Origin of the sequence: Lactobacillus kefiranofaciens (assembly GCF_900103655.1) — a bacterium.
GTDB lineage: Bacteria > Bacillota > Bacilli > Lactobacillales > Lactobacillaceae > Lactobacillus > Lactobacillus kefiranofaciens.
This window is the reverse complement of the sequence record NZ_FMXC01000002.1, coordinates 32,396-49,652: the sequence shown is the minus strand read 5'-3', so window position 1 is coordinate 49,652 and position 17,257 is coordinate 32,396. Positions and strand designations below refer to the sequence as shown.

18 protein-coding genes and 2 pseudogenes are annotated in these 17,257 nt (G+C 36.8%); 12 read left to right on the top strand and 8 right to left on the bottom strand.

Annotated elements, in window-relative coordinates:
- Positions 1-6 precede the first annotated feature (6 nt).
- On the bottom strand, positions 7-1,464 hold the full coding sequence (locus BLP58_RS01400) for a sucrose-6-phosphate hydrolase (protein WP_013853590.1): 1,458 nt from the start codon (positions 1,462-1,464) through the stop codon (positions 7-9).
- A gap of 219 nt (positions 1,465-1,683) precedes the next feature.
- On the opposite strand from BLP58_RS01400, the gene BLP58_RS01395 reads away from it, so the two are divergent.
- The 3 genes from BLP58_RS01395 to BLP58_RS01385 all read left to right on the top strand — a co-directional run bounded on the left by BLP58_RS01395 (position 1,684) and on the right by BLP58_RS01385 (position 4,428).
- Entirely contained in the window at positions 1,684-3,633 is a 1,950-nt protein-coding gene (locus BLP58_RS01395) for a sucrose-specific PTS transporter subunit IIBC (RefSeq protein ID WP_013853591.1), read from the top strand.
- A gap of 142 nt (positions 3,634-3,775) precedes the next feature.
- Positions 3,776-4,030, top strand: a complete 255-nt coding sequence (locus BLP58_RS01390) for an AbrB family transcriptional regulator (protein WP_013853592.1) — start codon at positions 3,776-3,778, stop codon at positions 4,028-4,030.
- Positions 4,030-4,428 carry a type II toxin-antitoxin system death-on-curing family toxin gene (locus BLP58_RS01385; RefSeq protein ID WP_013853593.1) on the top strand — a complete coding sequence of 133 codons (399 nt, stop codon included), beginning with the start codon at positions 4,030-4,032 and terminating at the stop codon, positions 4,426-4,428. The genes BLP58_RS01390 and BLP58_RS01385 overlap by 1 nt, the downstream gene beginning before the upstream one ends.
- 88 nt (positions 4,429-4,516) lie before the next feature.
- Here the strand turns inward: BLP58_RS01385 and BLP58_RS01380 are convergent, their stop codons facing one another.
- Together BLP58_RS01380 and BLP58_RS01375 are read right to left on the bottom strand one after the other, a co-directional pair.
- A complete protein-coding gene (locus BLP58_RS01380) occupies positions 4,517-4,828 on the bottom strand; it encodes a type II toxin-antitoxin system RelE/ParE family toxin (protein ID WP_013853594.1) in 312 nt (103 codons plus the stop codon).
- On the bottom strand, positions 4,815-5,078 hold the full coding sequence (locus BLP58_RS01375; protein WP_013853595.1) for an AbrB/MazE/SpoVT family DNA-binding domain-containing protein: 264 nt from the start codon (positions 5,076-5,078) through the stop codon (positions 4,815-4,817). Before BLP58_RS01375 ends, BLP58_RS01380 begins: the two co-directional genes overlap by 14 nt.
- Before the next feature lie 270 nt (positions 5,079-5,348).
- Here BLP58_RS01375 and BLP58_RS01370 point away from each other — a divergent pair, with 270 nt between their 5' ends.
- The 4 genes and pseudogenes from BLP58_RS01370 to brnQ all read left to right on the top strand — a co-directional run bounded on the left by BLP58_RS01370 (position 5,349) and on the right by brnQ (position 9,620).
- Complete coding sequence (locus tag BLP58_RS01370) at positions 5,349-5,870, top strand: hypothetical protein (RefSeq protein ID WP_373852434.1); 522 nt, start codon at positions 5,349-5,351, stop codon at positions 5,868-5,870.
- A 185-nt stretch (positions 5,871-6,055) separates the two neighbouring features.
- Complete coding sequence (gene groES / locus BLP58_RS01365; RefSeq protein WP_013853597.1) at positions 6,056-6,340, top strand: co-chaperone GroES; 285 nt, start codon at positions 6,056-6,058, stop codon at positions 6,338-6,340.
- Between the two features lie 53 nt (positions 6,341-6,393).
- Complete coding sequence (groL, locus tag BLP58_RS01360) at positions 6,394-8,025, top strand: chaperonin GroEL (protein WP_013853598.1); 1,632 nt, start codon at positions 6,394-6,396, stop codon at positions 8,023-8,025.
- A 187-nt stretch (positions 8,026-8,212) separates the two neighbouring features.
- Positions 8,213-9,620: pseudogene (gene brnQ, locus BLP58_RS01355) on the top strand (branched-chain amino acid transport system II carrier protein).
- Position 9,621: 1 nt separating this feature from the next.
- On the opposite strand, the gene BLP58_RS01350 reads toward brnQ, so the two are convergent.
- The 5 genes and pseudogenes from BLP58_RS01350 to BLP58_RS11865 form a co-directional block, all read right to left on the bottom strand.
- Positions 9,622-10,914, bottom strand: coding sequence for an ABC transporter substrate-binding protein (locus tag BLP58_RS01350; RefSeq protein WP_013853599.1), 1,293 nt, complete (start codon positions 10,912-10,914; stop codon positions 9,622-9,624).
- Positions 10,914-11,583: pseudogene (locus BLP58_RS01345) on the bottom strand (response regulator transcription factor). The gene BLP58_RS01350 and the pseudogene BLP58_RS01345 overlap by 1 nt, the downstream one beginning before the upstream one ends.
- Positions 11,576-12,877: a sensor histidine kinase gene (locus BLP58_RS01340; protein WP_013853601.1), complete on the bottom strand. Its 1,302-nt coding sequence runs from the start codon at positions 12,875-12,877 to the stop codon at positions 11,576-11,578. The pseudogene BLP58_RS01345 and the gene BLP58_RS01340 overlap by 8 nt, the downstream one beginning before the upstream one ends.
- On the bottom strand, positions 12,877-13,599 hold the full coding sequence (locus BLP58_RS01335; protein WP_013853602.1) for a substrate-binding domain-containing protein: 723 nt from the start codon (positions 13,597-13,599) through the stop codon (positions 12,877-12,879). The genes BLP58_RS01340 and BLP58_RS01335 overlap by 1 nt, the downstream gene beginning before the upstream one ends.
- Before the next feature lie 23 nt (positions 13,600-13,622).
- Positions 13,623-13,853, bottom strand: coding sequence for a hypothetical protein (locus BLP58_RS11865; RefSeq protein ID WP_013853603.1), 231 nt, complete (start codon positions 13,851-13,853; stop codon positions 13,623-13,625).
- Positions 13,854-14,036: 183 nt separating this feature from the next.
- On the opposite strand from BLP58_RS11865, the gene BLP58_RS01330 reads away from it, so the two are divergent.
- From BLP58_RS01330 to BLP58_RS01310, 5 genes are read left to right on the top strand one after another with little or no spacing between them, the layout of a single operon-like run.
- On the top strand, positions 14,037-14,480 hold the full coding sequence (locus BLP58_RS01330) for a PTS sugar transporter subunit IIA (protein ID WP_013853604.1): 444 nt from the start codon (positions 14,037-14,039) through the stop codon (positions 14,478-14,480).
- Positions 14,481-14,498: 18 nt separating this feature from the next.
- The gene (locus tag BLP58_RS01325) at positions 14,499-15,002 is read left to right on the top strand and encodes a PTS sugar transporter subunit IIB (protein ID WP_013853605.1); all 504 of its coding nucleotides are present in this window, start codon (positions 14,499-14,501) and stop codon (positions 15,000-15,002) included.
- Between the two features lie 38 nt (positions 15,003-15,040).
- A complete protein-coding gene (locus BLP58_RS01320; protein ID WP_013853606.1) occupies positions 15,041-15,910 on the top strand; it encodes a PTS mannose/fructose/sorbose/N-acetylgalactosamine transporter subunit IIC in 870 nt (289 codons plus the stop codon).
- Between the two features lie 2 nt (positions 15,911-15,912).
- On the top strand, positions 15,913-16,755 hold the full coding sequence (locus BLP58_RS01315) for a PTS system mannose/fructose/sorbose family transporter subunit IID (protein ID WP_013853607.1): 843 nt from the start codon (positions 15,913-15,915) through the stop codon (positions 16,753-16,755).
- Positions 16,756-16,777: 22 nt separating this feature from the next.
- Entirely contained in the window at positions 16,778-17,119 is a 342-nt protein-coding gene (locus BLP58_RS01310) for a hypothetical protein (protein ID WP_013853608.1), read from the top strand.
- Positions 17,120-17,257 lie beyond the last annotated feature (138 nt).

The following is a 17,257-nucleotide window of genomic DNA, read 5'->3' as shown; positions in this document are numbered from 1 at the left end:
CCTTATTTAAAGAATTGTCTTCATCTGCCAAAGTTGGCCTGTGTAAGCAGTATTTTGCTCAAAAGCAATCTTTGGGTTAGCTTGATCAGCAAAGTAGCGACCGGTTAAGACTTCTTCGCCGCCATTGACGAAAACTTCGATTAATGAGTGGTCGACAAAGATATCAAGTTCTAAATCTTTGTTAGCTACTAAACTAGTTTCTCTACTTGTGCCATGATCAACTGCCACTGCTTGTCCAGCTTGAGCACGATCTAGTACTAATTTACCGTTTTGGGTATCAAATTTGATTTGTAGACTGTTAGTTAAATCTTCATTAGCTGCTAAATGTAAATTGCCGGTTTGACCTTGGGCAATTTTTAATTTTAATTCGTATTGCTGTCCAGCCTTTTCACTAATTATTGGGTCGCTGACTTGTTCTTCATCTTGACGCAGCGCCCTCATTGCTTTAACTGGTTTTTGGATCAATTTGTCATCCTTGATTACCAGTTCCTTGACCTGACTCAAGCAGTTAGCCCAGTTTTCATCATCAGTTGGGTAGGTAGTATCAGGCAAACCAACCCAGCTGACTTCGTAAGCATGACCATCTGGTGCGTTAAAGGCTTGGGTAGCGTAAACATCAAAGCCTTTATCCAAGTTGTGCAATTTGCCTGGATTGATCAATTTATGATTTTCAAAATCAATGTCATCGGCAATGATGTACATGTCAGGGTAGACATTGTCGTAGTCGGCGATCTTCTTATCTAATCCTTGTGGACAGAAGATGACGACCACTTTGCCGTCGACTCTAACAATATTAGGACATTCGATCATATAGCCCATGGGCTCTGTGCCCATGTCTAAAAAGCCAAGTTCTTCCCAATTTTTAAGGTCTTGAGATTTCCAAATATCAATGTGGCCATGCTTTTCGGCTTTGTCTTGTGCTCCTAAAATTGCATAGTAAGTATCATTTTGTTTTAAAATCTGTGGATCACGGAAGTGTTCAGTAATGTGATCCGGATTTTTAAATAGGATAGTTTTATCTGAAACTTTGCCATCTTTAGTCATCCAAGCACCGATTTGATAAGGGGTACGGACCCAATTTTCATCACGGTGATTGCCGGTATACATTAAGAAAAGTCTGCCGTCAATTTCACGTGCTGAGCCAGAATATGCTCCGTGAGAATCAGCCATTGTATCAGGCTCAACAGCTAAGCCCAAATTAGTCCAATTAACCAAATCTTGAGATTTAAAGTGAACCCATGACTTTAAACCGTGCACTGCGCCAAATGGATATGATTGATAAAACAGGTGATATGCACCATTAAAATAGGAAAATCCATTTGGGTCGTTTACCAGTCCGGAAATAGGGTGTAAATGATAATGCAACTGATATGGGGAATTAGCAGCTTGTGCTTGTAAATGAAGCAAAGTGTCGGCATCCCATTTATTATAAGGTAAGTAACGTTTTTCTCTTGTACATTCCATAATTCGGCCTCCATGTAAGCGGTATCTTTTAGATCTATTTTAGTAGATAATAAAAATTGTGTCAAACGTTTAACATATGATCTTTTACCAATATAATAACTTATTGGGCATAAGTAAGCAAAATAAATCAAGAATTTTATGTCAAACGATTGACATATTATCTGAATGCGTTATCATAGTTAGTGAAATGAGAATAAAGCGTTTACAGGAGGATTTAACATGGACCATAGAAAGGTGGCGGAACGAGTAATTAAGGACGTGGGCCGCGATAATATTATTGCGGGTGCTCACTGTGCTACTCGTCTGCGTTTAGTATTAAAAGATGACTCAAAAGTTGACCAAAAAGCATTGGACAACGATCCAGATGTTAAAGGTACTTTTAAGACCAATGGTCAATATCAAGTAATTATTGGACCAGGGGATGTTAATGATGTTTACGATGAATTCATTAAGATTACTGGCTTAAAGGAATTATCGACTGATGACTTGAAGAAGGTCGCAGCTGAAGGCCAAAAGAAGAATCCAGTAATGGACTTCATCAAGCTTTTGTCTGACATCTTCGTTCCAATCATTCCAGCCTTAGTTGCTGGTGGTTTGTTAATGGCTTTGAACAACTTCTTGACTTCACCAGGACTATTTGGTTCTAAATCAGTTGTTCAAATGGCTCCTAACATTGCCGGCTTATCAGCAATGATTCAAGTCATGTCAGCCGCTCCATTTATCTTCATGCCAATTCTAGTTGGTATGTCGGCGGCTAAACGGTTTGGTGCTAACCAATTCTTGGGTGCCACAATCGGTATGATTATGACCACGCCTAACTTAGGTGGTGCCGCTAAATTCTGGGATATCTTTGGCTTGCATGTTGCTCAAACCAACTATCAATACCAAGTTATTCCGGTTTTAGTAGCCGTTTGGGTATTGTCAATTTTGGAAAAGTACTTTCACAAGCACTTGCCATCTGCAGTTGACTTTACCTTTACGCCACTTCTTTCAATCATGATCACTGGTTTCCTTACTTTTGTAATTATCGGGCCAGTCTTCAAGGGCGTTTCTGATGCGATTACTAATGGTATTGTTTGGCTTTACAATACTACTGGTGCCTTTGGTATGGGTATCTTTGGTCTTACTTATTCAGCAATTGTTACTACTGGACTTCACCAAAGCTTCCCAGCTGTTGAAACTCAGCTTTTAGCAGCTTTTGCTAAGAATCCAGCAAGTTCCGGTGACTTTATCTTCGTTACCGCATGTATGGCTAATGTTGCTCAAGGTGCCGCAACCTTCGCAGTTTACTTCTTGACTAAGAACGAAAAGATGAAGGGCTTGGCAAGTTCATCAGGTGTATCAGCACTTCTTGGGATTACTGAACCAGCACTTTTCGGTGTTAACTTGAAGTACAAGTTTCCATTCTTCTGTGCCTTGATTGGTTCAGGTGTTGCTGCCGCATTTGCCGGCTTCATGCACGTAACCGCTGCTGCTCTTGGTTCAGCTGGTTTCCTTGGCTTCTTGTCAATTTATCCTAAGACGATTCCAATGTGGGTTGTCTCAGTGTTAATTAGTTTCGTTGTTGCCTTCACGCTTACTTATGTTTATGGTAAGAAGCACTTGAAGGAAGAAGTTGCAGGACAAGATGTTCCAGTTAACGATGCAACTACTCAAGCAGAAGACAATCAAAAAGCAGAAAAGGTTTCTAAAGAACAATTAAGCTTGAAGGATGAAGTTGTTGCTTCACCAGTTGACGGTACTCCAGAAAGTTTAACCAAGGTTAATGACCAAGTATTCTCTGCTAAGTTGATGGGCGATGGTGCTGAAGTTATTCCAAGTGATGGCATAATCTATGCTCCAGTTACTGGTACAGTGACGATTGCCTATGAGACTAAGCACGCTTATGGTATTAAGTCAGATGATGGTGCTGAAGTTTTGATCCACATCGGGCTTGATACGGTAAACCTTAAGGGTGAGCACTTTGAAAGTTTTGTAAAGCAAGGTCAAAGAGTAAACAAGGGCGACAAGCTTGGCACAGTTGATCTTGATGCTGCCAAGAAGGCAGGCTATGACACTACTGTAATGGTTGTCATTACCAACACTGCTAACTATGCAAATGTTCAACGCATTACTGATGCTGGCGACAAGCATGGTGATAAGCTGATTGCTTTGACAGCTCACAATTAATCTCTGATTATCCTCTAGAATCCAGAAAATCAAAACAATTAGATAATTAAAGAAAGACACTAAGAAAGATTATTTCTTGGTGTCTTTCTGTAATTACATGCTATCATTATGTTATGACGATTGAGAGAGGAAGTTGAAAATTATGAGTTCTACTAAAGCCTTAAAAGATGAAACTAAAATGTTTAAAGCTGGTAATTCCTGGGGATTTAGAGTTACAAGCAAAGATAAAAAAGCACTAGGTGCCAGCGAAGATACTATCTTTGAAAAGATTATCGATCCTAATGGCGATAAAATTACTTTTAAAAAACTAGATGCCGTTGATCCATCATTAGATTCATTTATGGATGATTTTTATCAAAAGCACGGGGATTTAATGAAGGAGTTAGAAGATAAGTAATGTATTATCTTAACAAGCTAACCCTTATTGCTATTAATAAAAGTGTGATTGAACGTGCCGGAAAAGGTTCTATTGGAATTCAATATACAGAAGGAATAGATATAATTGTAAAGCAACCTAAGCAAGTGCTTTTTGGACATGAGCTTTATCCAACTATTTGGCTTAAAGCAGCTTTCATTTTGCAAAAGATTACTAAAAAGCATATTTTTGCTGATGGAAATAAGCGTACTGCACTGGTTGCTACTACATTTTTTCTTACTAAAAATGGTTATCAAGTTAATTTTACAAAAGATGAAGGCTTAAAGTTCATTCTATTTGTGACTAATAGTGATGATACGGAAGAAGTTATGAAATTTGTAGCGGATTGGCTGAAAAGTCATAGTAGAAAAATAAATTAATTTGTGATAGTTTCAGTAGAAGTCCAAAACAATTAAATCAGATAAAGAAAGACACTAAGAAAGATTATTTCTTGGTGTCTTTTTGTAATTAGAATTCTATTTTCATTTGCTTATTGCTAAAGAGACTATCAATCATGATAGTTTTCTTTTTCTCATCTACGCGGTAAAAAATAGCATATTTCTTGCCAATAGTAATCCGATAGGTTGGAACCGAAAAATGGTAAATTGAACTTACATCTTTGCTGATAAAAGGAAAATCACTGAGTAAGTGAATATTTTTAGAAATCAATGAAACATAATTTTTAATTTGTTCATCTGAGAATTCTAAATCATGCTGCCAATAAGTAATGGTCTGAGATAATGAGGAAGCAAAGCTCTTGCTATATTTAATTTGATACATTATCCCAGCCATACTTTCCAAATTTGGCTTGCATATCTTGTTCCGTCAATGAATTTTTGTCGAATTCAGCAAAGCTTTTTTCAATAAGTTCACGATCATGTTTAACAGCGGTAGATCTTAAATCAATGATGACTTTGTGGTGTTGATGGTCCACCCTGTATTCTAATTTAGCTCCATCTTCGACGCCCCACTCTTTAGGGAAGATACTTCCTAGAGAATTACCAATTTTTCTAACTTTAAGTTCTTTCATGATAGCCACCTCTTGTTGTTTAAATTAATTAAATTATAATATGTTATAACACAAAAACAACAAAATCTATTATAGATATTCACAACGTCGAGGAGTAATTTTTTGGAATATGAAGAATTATAAATCTAATTAACTTTATACTTTTGTTAAATTAAATAGATCTTTTCAACTAATTAGATTTTTAAATTCAAATATTGAGTAAAAGAATGTAATAGATTGGTTATTAGCATGGTGTTTTTTATGCTATAATTTTGCTAATTAAATAAGGGGATGATAAGAATGAAAAACAAAGAAACGACTAAAACTGTCTGGATCATGACCGCTATCTATTGGGTAGTGGGTCTCTTAAGTCTGTTCTGGGGTAAGCTGGAGCATAATGTGGTCTTTAAGCTAAAAGAAATTAATAATGTGTATGCACTAACTTTATTGATCATTTTGATTTTGCCGCTGCTTTTTTCAATCTTATTGTCTTTAAAGGTAAAGCCGTCACGTCTAATTTGCAATCCATTAGTTACCGTAATTTACTTGCTAGTCGTCATTGCAGCAGGGATGGCCTATAATTTTCAAAACATTATTGGTTACTTCTTCCCAATCCTTCTCTTCATTTTGATGGCGATCTTGGCAATCTTCTATGCATTAGTTAAAACCTTTAGGAATAGAAAAGATGGTAAGTACTATTTCATTGATGATGAAGATAAGGAAGAATGTAAAAGTTTTTGGGATGCCTATAAGCAATACTATGTGATGGGATTAACCTATGGCATTATTGATGGGCTACTTTCGGCCATTTAGTTAAAAAGTTAAGAAAAAGCAAAATTAGCACTCTTTTCTAAAAAGTGCTAATTTTTTCTTGCTTTTTTTCACAAAAGAGGTTATTATCATATTTGTAAGTTAGCACTTAGTAAATAAGAGTGCTAATGATTAATAATGATTTTAAATTTCTAAAAAGAAAAATAAAAACATAGGAGGTACTTAACGTGTTAGAACCAATTGGTGATCGCGTAATCGTAAAGGTTAAAGAAGAGGAAGAAAAGACTGTTGGTGGCATCGTTTTAGCATCAAATGCTAAGAAGAAGCCAACTGAAGGTGAAGTTGTTGCTGTCGGTGACGGTGCTTACGCTTCAAACGGTGAGAAGATTCCTATGTCAGTTAAGAAGGGCGACGTAGTTATTTACGATAGATACTCAGGCACCAACGTTGAATACGAAGGCGAAAAGTACTTAGTTCTTCGCGAAAAGGACATTTTAGCAATCGCTAAGTAATTAGCTTTTAGTTAAGTTAGATCAAATACAAAATAAAGGAGCATAGATAATCTATGGCAAAAGATATTAAGTTCTCAGAAAATGCAAGACGTTCACTTTTAAAGGGTGTTGATAAGTTAGCAGATACTGTTAAGACTACTATTGGTCCTAAGGGTAGAAATGTTGTTTTGGAACAAAGTTATGGCAACCCAGACATCACTAACGATGGTGTTACTATTGCTAAGTCGATTGAATTAAAAGACCACTACGAAAACATGGGTGCTAAGTTGGTTGCTGAAGCTGCTCAAAAGACCAATGATATTGCTGGTGACGGTACTACTACTGCAACTGTTTTAACTCAAGCTATTACTCGCGAAGGCATGAAGAATGTTACTGCCGGTGCTAACCCAGTTGGCATTCGTCGTGGTATTGAAAAGGCTACTAAGGCTGCCGTTGATGAATTACACAAGATCAGCCACCAAGTTGATTCTAAGGAACAAATTGCTAACGTTGCTTCTGTTTCATCATCATCCAAAGAAGTTGGTAATTTAATTGCTGACGCTATGGAAAAGGTTGGTCACGATGGTGTTATTACTATTGAAGATTCACGTGGTATCAACACTGAATTGTCAGTAGTTGAAGGTATGCAATTCGATCGTGGTTACTTATCACAATACATGGTAACTGACAACGACAAGATGGAAGCAGACCTTGATAATCCATACATCTTGATCACTGACAAGAAGATCTCAAACATTCAAGACATTTTGCCACTTCTTCAAGAAATTGTTCAACAAGGCAAGGCTTTGTTAATCATCGCTGACGATGTTTCTGGTGAAGCTCTTCCAACTCTTGTATTGAACAAGATCCGTGGTACCTTCAACGTTGTTGCTGTTAAGGCTCCTGGCTTTGGTGACCGTCGCAAGGCTCAATTACAAGATATCGCTGCTTTAACTGGTGGTACTGTAATCAGTAGCGACTTGGGCCTTGAACTTAAGGACACTAAGATTGATCAATTAGGTCAAGCTCGTCGTGTAACTGTAACCAAGGACTCAACTACTATTGTTGATGGTGCTGGTTCAAAGGACGCTATTCAAGAACGTGAAGATTCAATTAGAAAGCAAATTGAAGAATCAACTTCAGACTTCGACAAGAAGAAGTTGCAAGAACGTCTTGCTAAGTTAACTGGCGGTGTAGCTGTTATCCACGTTGGTGCTGCTACTGAAACTGAACTTAAGGAACGTCGTTACAGAATTGAAGACGCTTTGAACTCAACTCGTGCCGCTGTTGACGAAGGCTACGTTGCTGGTGGTGGTACTGCCTTAGTAAACGTTGAAAAGGCTGTTAAGGACCTTAAGGGTGAAACCGCTGATGAACAAACTGGTATCAACATTGTCTTAAGAGCTTTGAACGCACCAGTTCGTCAAATTGCTGAAAACGCTGGTAAAGATGGTTCAGTAATTTTGAACAAGCTTGAACACCAAGAAAATGAAGTTGGTTACAACGCTGCTACTGATAAGTGGGAGAACATGGTTGACGTAGGTATTATTGACCCAACCAAGGTAACTAGAACTGCTTTGCAAAACGCTGCTTCAATTGCCGCATTGCTTTTGACCACTGAAGCTGTTGTTGCAGAAATTCCTGAACCAAAGCCAGCTGCTCCACAAGGTGGCGCAGGTGCCGGCGCTCCAGGAATGGGAATGTAGTCGTTAGTGCTTTAGCACTTACTGTTTCAATTCAAAAACGCTTTAGCGTTTTTGTTCATTTGATTAGCGCTTACCATTTCAAATATAGAATATATTCAAAAAGCCGAATCGTTGATGATTCGACTTTTTTATTGACCAGAATTTTGGATTTCGGTATATTAAAAAGCAGTTATTTTGTAAAGGATTGATGTTATTGGAAAAAGACAATTTATCATTTAAGAAAATTCTGGTTATTGCTTCTTTGTTCTTTGGCATGATTTTTGGGGCGGGAAACTTAATTTTCCCTGTTCATTTAGGTCAAATGGCGGGGAGCAACTGGCTGGTTTCTGGGCTTGGCTTTTTGGCCTCTGGTGTTTTATTGCCGCTTTTAGCTTTAATGGCTTTAAGTATCACGCGCTCAAATGGTCTTTATGAACTAGCGAGACCAGTGGGGATGAGCTTTGCTTCGATTTTGTTAGTGCTGATCCATTTGACGATTGGACCATTTGCGGCCACGCCAAGAACTGCCACGGTTCCGTATGAGATTGGTTTTGCGCCATATTTACCGGCTGGCATGCAAAAGTGGGGGTTATTAATTTTCACGGGAATCTTCTTTATCCTGGTTTTTGCCTTATCGATTACCGAAGGCAATATCACCGATTTGATCGGTAAAGTATTAAATCCGCTCTTTATTGTGTTGCTGTTTGTCATTTTTTTAATGGCGTTTATAAATCCCTTAGGAAAAGCTGGCACTACAGCTGTTACTGCAGTTTATCGAAGCGCTGGTTTTACCAACGGATTTTTGCAAGGATATAACACGATGGATGCTTTAGCTGCGTTGATCTTCGGCGTGGCCGTAATTACCGCAATTAAGGAATTAGGTATTACTAAACAAAAGGATGTTTCATTGACTTTAGCCAAAAGCGGTCTTTGGGGGATGCTGGCAATCGGCGTCATCTATGTTTGTTTAATCTGGCTCGGCGCAAGCAGTCTGCATCAATTCAAGCTGGCTTCTAATGGCGGAATAACCTTATCACAGATTTCCCACTACTATATGGGCGTCTTCGGCAATGTCTTGCTGGCAACGCTGACGACAATTACTTGTTTAACTACAGCGATGGGTTTGGTAATTGCCTTTGCGGAAGATTTTCATAAGCGCTTTCCCAAGATTTCTTACAAGACATTTTTACTAGGCAACTGTCTGCTTTCATTTATTTTTGCTAACTTGGGCCTAGATCGGATCGTTGCTTGGTCGACACCGGTATTGATGTTTATTTACCCAGTTGCTATTAGTGTCATTCTTTTAGGTTTGCTATCCCCCAATTTTTAAAAATAATCCACTTGTGTATAAAGTTACCTGCTACCTAACTTTGATCCCAGCATTTTTTGACTTAATTAATGCCTTGCCAGTTGAATTGAAAAATACTGCTTTTGCGCAGAGCATAATTAATTTTGGGCAAGAATATTTCCCGTTGTTTTCAATGGGATTTAGCTGGATTATTTTCAGTTTAGTCGGATTGATTTTGGGACTGGCAATCTATTTTGAAAAGAAAAATAAATATATATCCAAAAACTTCGAAGTTGAAAAAAGTTCAGCTTCGAAGTTTTTCTTTTAGCTTAATTTTTTAGCTCGGTATTAGCTTGCTGTTGAATATAAAAGATCTGATCGTCTAAGGTATTAGTATCTAATGCTTTAGTAATTGAATGGTCTAATACGCTATAGATTTCGCCAAAGTTTCTAAATTTTGGTTCTGTATAACCATTATTCATAATGGCATTTAGTTTGGTGGAAGTTAAGCTTCCCTGGCTATTATGACTTAAAGCCTGTTGTACTTTTTTATCTAAAACTACTTTAGGCAAGACAGAGCAGCCCTTGTTAATTTCCATTGCTTTTTCTTGTACTCTCTTGTTGATGCACAAAGTCTTAAGAAACTGCCAAGCTAGCTTAGGATTGCGTGCCTTAGAGGAAATTGCAAACATAGAAATATCTACTTGAGTTGCTTTTGCATTTTTAATATGTGGCATTTGCAAGCAGTTCCAAGTAAAGTTATTGGCATTAGTCACATAGTAAGGATAGGAAGTATAAGTCTGATATTTTGCTAAACTAATGGGAGTAAAAGCTACTTTGCCTTGATCAAATAAATCTCTGTTAGCTATTTTAGATTGACCAATATTTCTTAAATACTCAATCAGGTTAAAACCCTTAATTGCGGCAGCGGTGGTTAATTGAATTGGATTATCTTTAGTTTTGCTAAGCCGATAATTATATGCCATTAGAGCATCGCTACAATTATATTCTGAAGTAATGCCAAGTTTTGATCCTTGATATTTAGTAATAGCTAATTGCCGACAAATCCTTTTTAATTCAGCTGGGGTCCAGTTAAATGATGGGGCGAATATTTTGTTTTTTATAAGCAGATCTTTGTTCATCACCATAAATCTAGGATTGGCTTGAAAGGGCAGAGCATATTGTTTCCCTTTTAGTTCACCAGCTTTAAGTGCAACTGGATAAAAACTTTGAGTGGATACATTATTAGTGCTCATTAGACCAGATAAATCTTTAAAGGCACCATTGCTAGCCAATAAATTAAATGAATTATTAGGTACGATCATTAAATCCGGTGATTTTCCTTGTACCATTTTTTCGCTTAACCAGTTACGATAATCAGATTTTTGAATACCATTTTCATATCTAATTTGTACATTGGGATGTTTTTTCTTGAATTCTTTGATGGCATAGTCGAAGACGCGATATTGGTTGTTGTTAGGTACGTCCCAGGGGCTACCGGTATAGATGCCAACAGTCAGAATATGTTTTGCTTGCCAAGAATTGTATTTAATGATAGCGGTTAAAATGCTTATAAGAAGCAAGATACTAAGGAATAAAATATTTTTCTTTACCTTGGTCATTAGTTAAAGTCCTTGTTAATAATTCCTTTTTGCACAGCCCAAATAGCTAATTGCGTTCTGTCACGAAGATCTAGGCAGCTCAGAATTTTTAGAAATATAATTTCTCACAGTTCCTTCTGATAAAAATAGTTTTTGAGCAATTTCTTTGTTGGTGCGTCCTAAGCCGACTTGTTGAATGACTTGCCATTCGCTTTTACTTAAATTTTTAGCTTCGTCGCAATCTACAGCAATTGAATAGTTGGATTGAGCCATTTTAGAAAATAGGCGAAAAACCTTACCAGCAATATCGGGATTAATCATCGCACCACCTGAATAAACCGTATCGATTGCTTTATATAATTCATCGGGAGAAACGCCTTTAAGCAAATAGCCTGATGCACCATATTTTAAGGCGCTAAAAATAAAATCATCATCATCGAACGTAGTTAAAATAATAACTTTAATCTCAGGATATTTTTCTTTGATGTACTTGGTGCAAACCGTGCCATCCATTACTGGCATTCGGATGTCCATGAGGACTACATCAGGTTTATTCTTCTTAATGCTTTCTAGAGCTTCTTGACCATTTTTGACAGTGTCAGTGATGGTGTATTTAGGATTAACCTCAAGAATAATTTTGATAGAGTCTTTAATTAATTCTTGGTCATCAGCGATAAGAATTTTAATCATGATTATTTTCCTCCTTGGGGATCGTTACGATAGTAGTAAATCCAACCTTGCCATTAAATTTAATTTGACCACCTAAACTAGATACTAGATCTTTTAAGTAATTTAAACCAACGCCAGGGATGAAATGGGGTGCACTCTGACCATTGTTGTGAATAATCAGTTGATAATTATTATCTTTCATATTACACATGACTAATACTTTAGTAGCATGTCCATGTTTTAGAGAATTAGTAAAAGTTTCTTCGATGATGTGAAAAATCACGTTTTCCGTTAATTTTTCTAGATTTTCTGCATCCCAGTTATATTCTAAAGTGATATTAAGATGAGAGATGTTTTTAAACTTGTTCAGTAGTTCCTCGAGTGCTGCTTTAAAGGTGTAATTATCTAAAGCTCCTGGTCGAATTCGATTTAACGACTGACGGATATTAATCAGTCCTTCTTTAACAGAAGTAGAGACCTTACCCAATTGTTTTTTAGCAGTTGCCGGATCAACATCAATTAGAACAATTGCGGCATCTAAGCCTACTGCAAAACCAGTTAAAGTATGACCAATCGTATCGTGAATATCACGTGCTAATCTTTCACGGTCTTTATCATGTGAGACGTGCTCAGTAATGTCAGCCATCGATTTAAATTCTTCACTGATAGCCATTTTATTTTTTAATTCTTGTTCACGGGTAATAGAATAGTGAGCGTATAAAACCAGAATAATAATAAATAGCATTAAATTGGTTAGAGATAGTAAATTACGAGTAAAAGAAATAATGGATCTCGTTGATTGGGGCAGAAAGTCAATATATGCAGATAGACTTGGCGCCTTGATTGCTTCATTAATTAAATTTTGATCAGAGAGAGAAAAAAGGATCAGTAGAATAAAACCGATTAATAGCCATAAACGAAATTTGTTAAATTGGGTTTCATCCTTATTTTTTAAGAAGAGATTGATGAAAACTAATAGAAAAATGCCGTTATATGCCATGTTGAGAGAAAAGAAAATAGTTAAGGCAAGAATCAATTCAAGCAAAAGAATGAAATTATTTTGGGCTTTGGTTAAAGTCGTGTTTTGCCTAAAAAGAATGATTGCAGAGAGAATAAAGAAGAGAATAATACTTCTTAAAAAGATAACCATTGGACTAGTTGGGATAGAATTCAACTTAGTTAGCAACTGGTAATCTAGTTGATTTTCATTGATATAGCGACTGATGAAAATATATAGAGCAGCATTGAATAAAACAGCCAAAAAGTTGACTCCCAGCAATAGATTTTTCAATTTAACGATCTGATGAAATTTCATTATTGCCACCCACTTATATTATGTTGGTCCAGATTATGTTGATTGATTAAATAAACCGGAATAGTGATTTTCTTAGGAACCTTTTGGTGATTAATTAACCAATAGGTTGTGTTGACAGTAATTTTAGCCATTTTAATTGGAGATTGAGCTACGGTAGCTGTTACATTCGAATTAAGTGAAAACATCTTTTTCATATTCTCGGATCCATCAACACTGTAAACAGATACATGATAAGGATAATTAGTTGAATCAATAGCTGCTAGTGCACCGATGGAGGCTCGATCGTTTAGGCCCATAATTGTGTCAAATTTTGTCCCTTGCTTAATGGCTTTTTTAACTAAGGGCAGTGAAATTTCTGATTGGCCATAGGTATTGAGACGTTTGACGATCTTAAAATGTTTACCTTTCTTGCTTTGTTTAATTGTGTCGAGGAAGCCCTGAATTCGTTCAACACCCGATATGGCAGATTTATGTTCTAATAGTAAAATTCTGCCGCTTTTTTGCCTGCTTAACATATATTTAGCATCTAATTGCCCCGCGTGATAGTTGGCAGACTCGATTGTGCAATCAGCAATTTTGCTGTTTTTTAGTGGACTGTCGATTACTACAATTTTGATACCTTGTTTTTTAGCTTCTTTAAGCGCTTGATTTAACTTGTGAGAATTACCATTAACCGGATTAATGATAATGGCATTAACGCGTTTTTTAATAAAAGAATGCACTTCTTCTATTTGCTTTTGTTGATTTAAAGCTGGATCACGATTATAAAGGTGATCATTACGATTATTAATTTGGTTAGCAATCTGTTCGTTGATAATGGGATGAATTCATTATTCATTGTCATATAGCTACTGCCAATTTTGACAATTCTTCGTTGTCCTGCATGACAGAAATAAAAGATTAATGTTAGGGCTACTAGCACGATGGCAATGATCAATTCAACTGCTAAGTATTTGTTTAACCGTCTTTTGCTCATGGGACCTTCCTTAATAATGTTAAAACTGCATAAAACAATTATAAGCTAAATAATAATTGTTATAAATGCCATAAATGTGACAAATGTCATCAGAGTAGAGGGAAAACAAGTTACATTTGACACTATGTAAGCGTTTAATTACATGGTAAATTTACACTGTAAACAAACGAGAGGAGTAGAAATATGAAATATTTGATCATGGTTTCTCACGGTCGCTTTGCTGAAGGCGTGAAGACATCTTTGGAAATGTTTGCAGGGGATGCAAATGATCGTGTATTTGCCTTATGTTTGCATAATGGTAAATCTGCTGATGATTTTAAAAAAGAAGTAGAAACTTTTCTTGATCAACACGATTTTAAGGAAAGTGATGAGTTTATTGTTTTGGCCGACATTATCGGCGGCAGCCCATTAACTACTTTTTTGAATGTTTTCTCAGCACGGGGATATATGGATAGAGCAGTAGTTTTAGGTGGAATGAATTTCACCATGGCATTAACTGCAACTGTTTCTTTAGACAATATGGACAAAGAAACTATTGCTCAAACTGCATTGAATGAAGCTAAAACAGCTGTACAACAATATGAAATTCCATCATCTACTGATAATGATGATGACAATGATATTTAATTTTTAGGAGGGAAAATTATGTCAGTATCACTTGTTAGAATTGATGACCGTATGATTCACGGCTTGATCACTACTCGTTGGGCCAAGGAAGTTCCTTGTGATGGGATTATCGCAGTTAACGATAAAGCTCATGACAATCCAATCTTGAAAGAGGCTTATAAGTCAGCTGCTGAAGGTCAAGGTAAAAAGTGCTTTGTTTGGACGATGGATCACTTTAACAAAGTTAAGGATAAGGTCTTAGCTTCCAACACCCGTTACTTCTTGATTACTAAGAATCCACTTGACATGAAGACAATTTTAGTTGATTGGGGCTTTGTTCCTAGCGATGTTAAAGAAGTTATCGTAGGACCGGGCAATGATCGTCCAGGTGCAATTAAGTTAGGCGATAACCAATCATTTACTAAAGAAGAAGGTGTAGCTTTTGAAGCCATAGCTGAAAAAGGCTACAAGGTTCACTTTGCTCTTCTTCCAGATAAACAAATTGGTTACTGGGATAAATACAAGAGTAAGTTTGGTTTCTAAAAACTTAGTTAACTTGAAATAAAAAAGAGGGAATAAAAATGACAATAAGTTGGTTACAAGCTGCAATCCTTGGCTTGTTTGCATGTCTTTGTTCTAACTCATGTATGGCAGGTCAGGCTGTTGGTAACTATACAATTGGACGTCCACTTGTCGGTGGCTTAGTTTGTGGTATTATTTTGGGCAATGTTCCTTTGGGTATTGCTTGTGGTGTTGCTACTCAGTTGGTTTACATCGCTTTAGTAACCCCAGGTGGTACTGTAGCAGCCGATGTTCGTGCTATTTCTTACATCGGTATTCCTTTAGCTATGGTTGCTATTAGTTCACGTGGTTTGAATCCATTTAGTAGTGATGCTGCTAACATGGCTAAGTCATTAGGTACTTTAGTAGGTACTGTGGGTTCAGTATTGTTCTACGCAGTTGCCTTTATGAACTTGATTTGGCAGGCCTTTGGTTGGAAAGATATTGAAAACAACAAATTGAATAGACTTTATGGTGTTGATTTTGGTTGGCCATGGCTTTCACACCTTTGCTTCTCATTCTTGCCAACTATGTTAATGACTCACTTTGGTGCTCAAGCTGTTACTGCTTTACGTAACGCCTTACCAATGGATGGTATCCCAATGAAGACGTTGTTCACTGTTGGTGCTATGCTTCCATGTGTCGGTATTGCTATCTTGCTTCGTCAGATCGTTAATACTTCAGTTGACTTTATTCCATTTTTAGTTGGTTTTACTTTAGCTGCTTCATTACACTTGAACTTAGTTTCAATTACTATTATTTCATTGCTTTTCGCTATGATCTTCTACGAAATTGAAATGTTTGGTGCTAAGAGTGATAATGGTTCATCTGCTTCAACTGTTTCAGCTTCAAGTTCAGATGATGACGATGAAGAAGAGGAGGACATCTAATTATGGATGCAAGTAACGAAAAAAAGATTAGCAAAAAGACATTAAACAAATCTTTTAACTTATGGTTCTGGGGAGCATTAACCTGTTTCTCACAAGAACACATGCAGACATTTGGATATTTAGCTTCAATGTTGCCAATTATCAAGGAGCTTTATCCAGATAAAGACGAACAACAAAAGAATATTCATGCTTATACAGCATTCTTCAATACTAACCCAATGCTTGGTTCTGTCATTATTGGTACGACCGCTTCAATGGAAGAGGCACGTGCTAATGGCAAGGGTATTGATGGCGAAACTATTAACGATATGCGTGCCGGTTTGATGGGACCTATCGCCGGTATCGGTGACTCATTAATCGATGGTACCTTAATTCCTATTTTGCTTGGTTTGGCATTAGGGATGTCACAAAATGGTTCACCAGTCGGTGCGATCTTCTACATTGTTGTTTGGGACCTCATCGCATACTTCGGTCAACGTTTCCTTTACTTCCGTGGTTACAAGTTGGGTGACAAGGCCGTTTCTATCTTAATTGGTAAGCAAGGTAAGGCTATCCGTCACGCCATCTCAATTATCGGTGGTATGGTTGTTGGTGGTGTCTTGGCAAGTTGGGTAAACGTTACTACTTCACTTGAATTAAAAGATGCTACAGGTAAGGTCTTCTTAAACTTACAAAAGCAGTTAGATAGTATCTTCCCAGGTTTATTAACTGTTGTTGTAACTTTGCTTTGCTGGTGGTTAATGGCTAAGAAACATGTATCAGCTATTTGGACCATGATTATCTTAATTGGTGTAGCACTTCTCGGTGTATTAGTTGGTTTCTTCAACCCAGGTTTGAAGTACTAATTTGTAGAAAGGAAGATCCCGAATGACAATTGAGGAAATGCAAAATGGCTATAAAAAAGAAGTAGACTATCAAAAACATATGCTTAGAAACTTAAGCTACTGGTTTCAACTCTTTCTAACTATTAGTGCAGTAGGTTTAGTATTAATCTATTATTTCCACTCTTCAATCTTATTCCTCTTTATCATTGGGATTATTCTGATGGTCGTTGGTGTATTAGGAATGCTGACATTTGGCTACGCCTCTTGGCGAGGACGAAAGAATGTCGATCTAGTCATCAAAGACTATGAAGATAAACTAGCAAAGATCAAAAAGATTAACCAAAATCCAATTGGTACAGAAAAAATAAAATATAGATCAAAATAATTAAATCCATCCTTCTCTAGACGTAAAAACTTCGAAGTTGAAAAAAGTTCAGCTTCGAAGTTTTTCTTTTATCTTCCTTTATAGTGTATAATATTTTACAGTAACTCTAGATGAAAATAGAAAAGAGACTTAAATGGC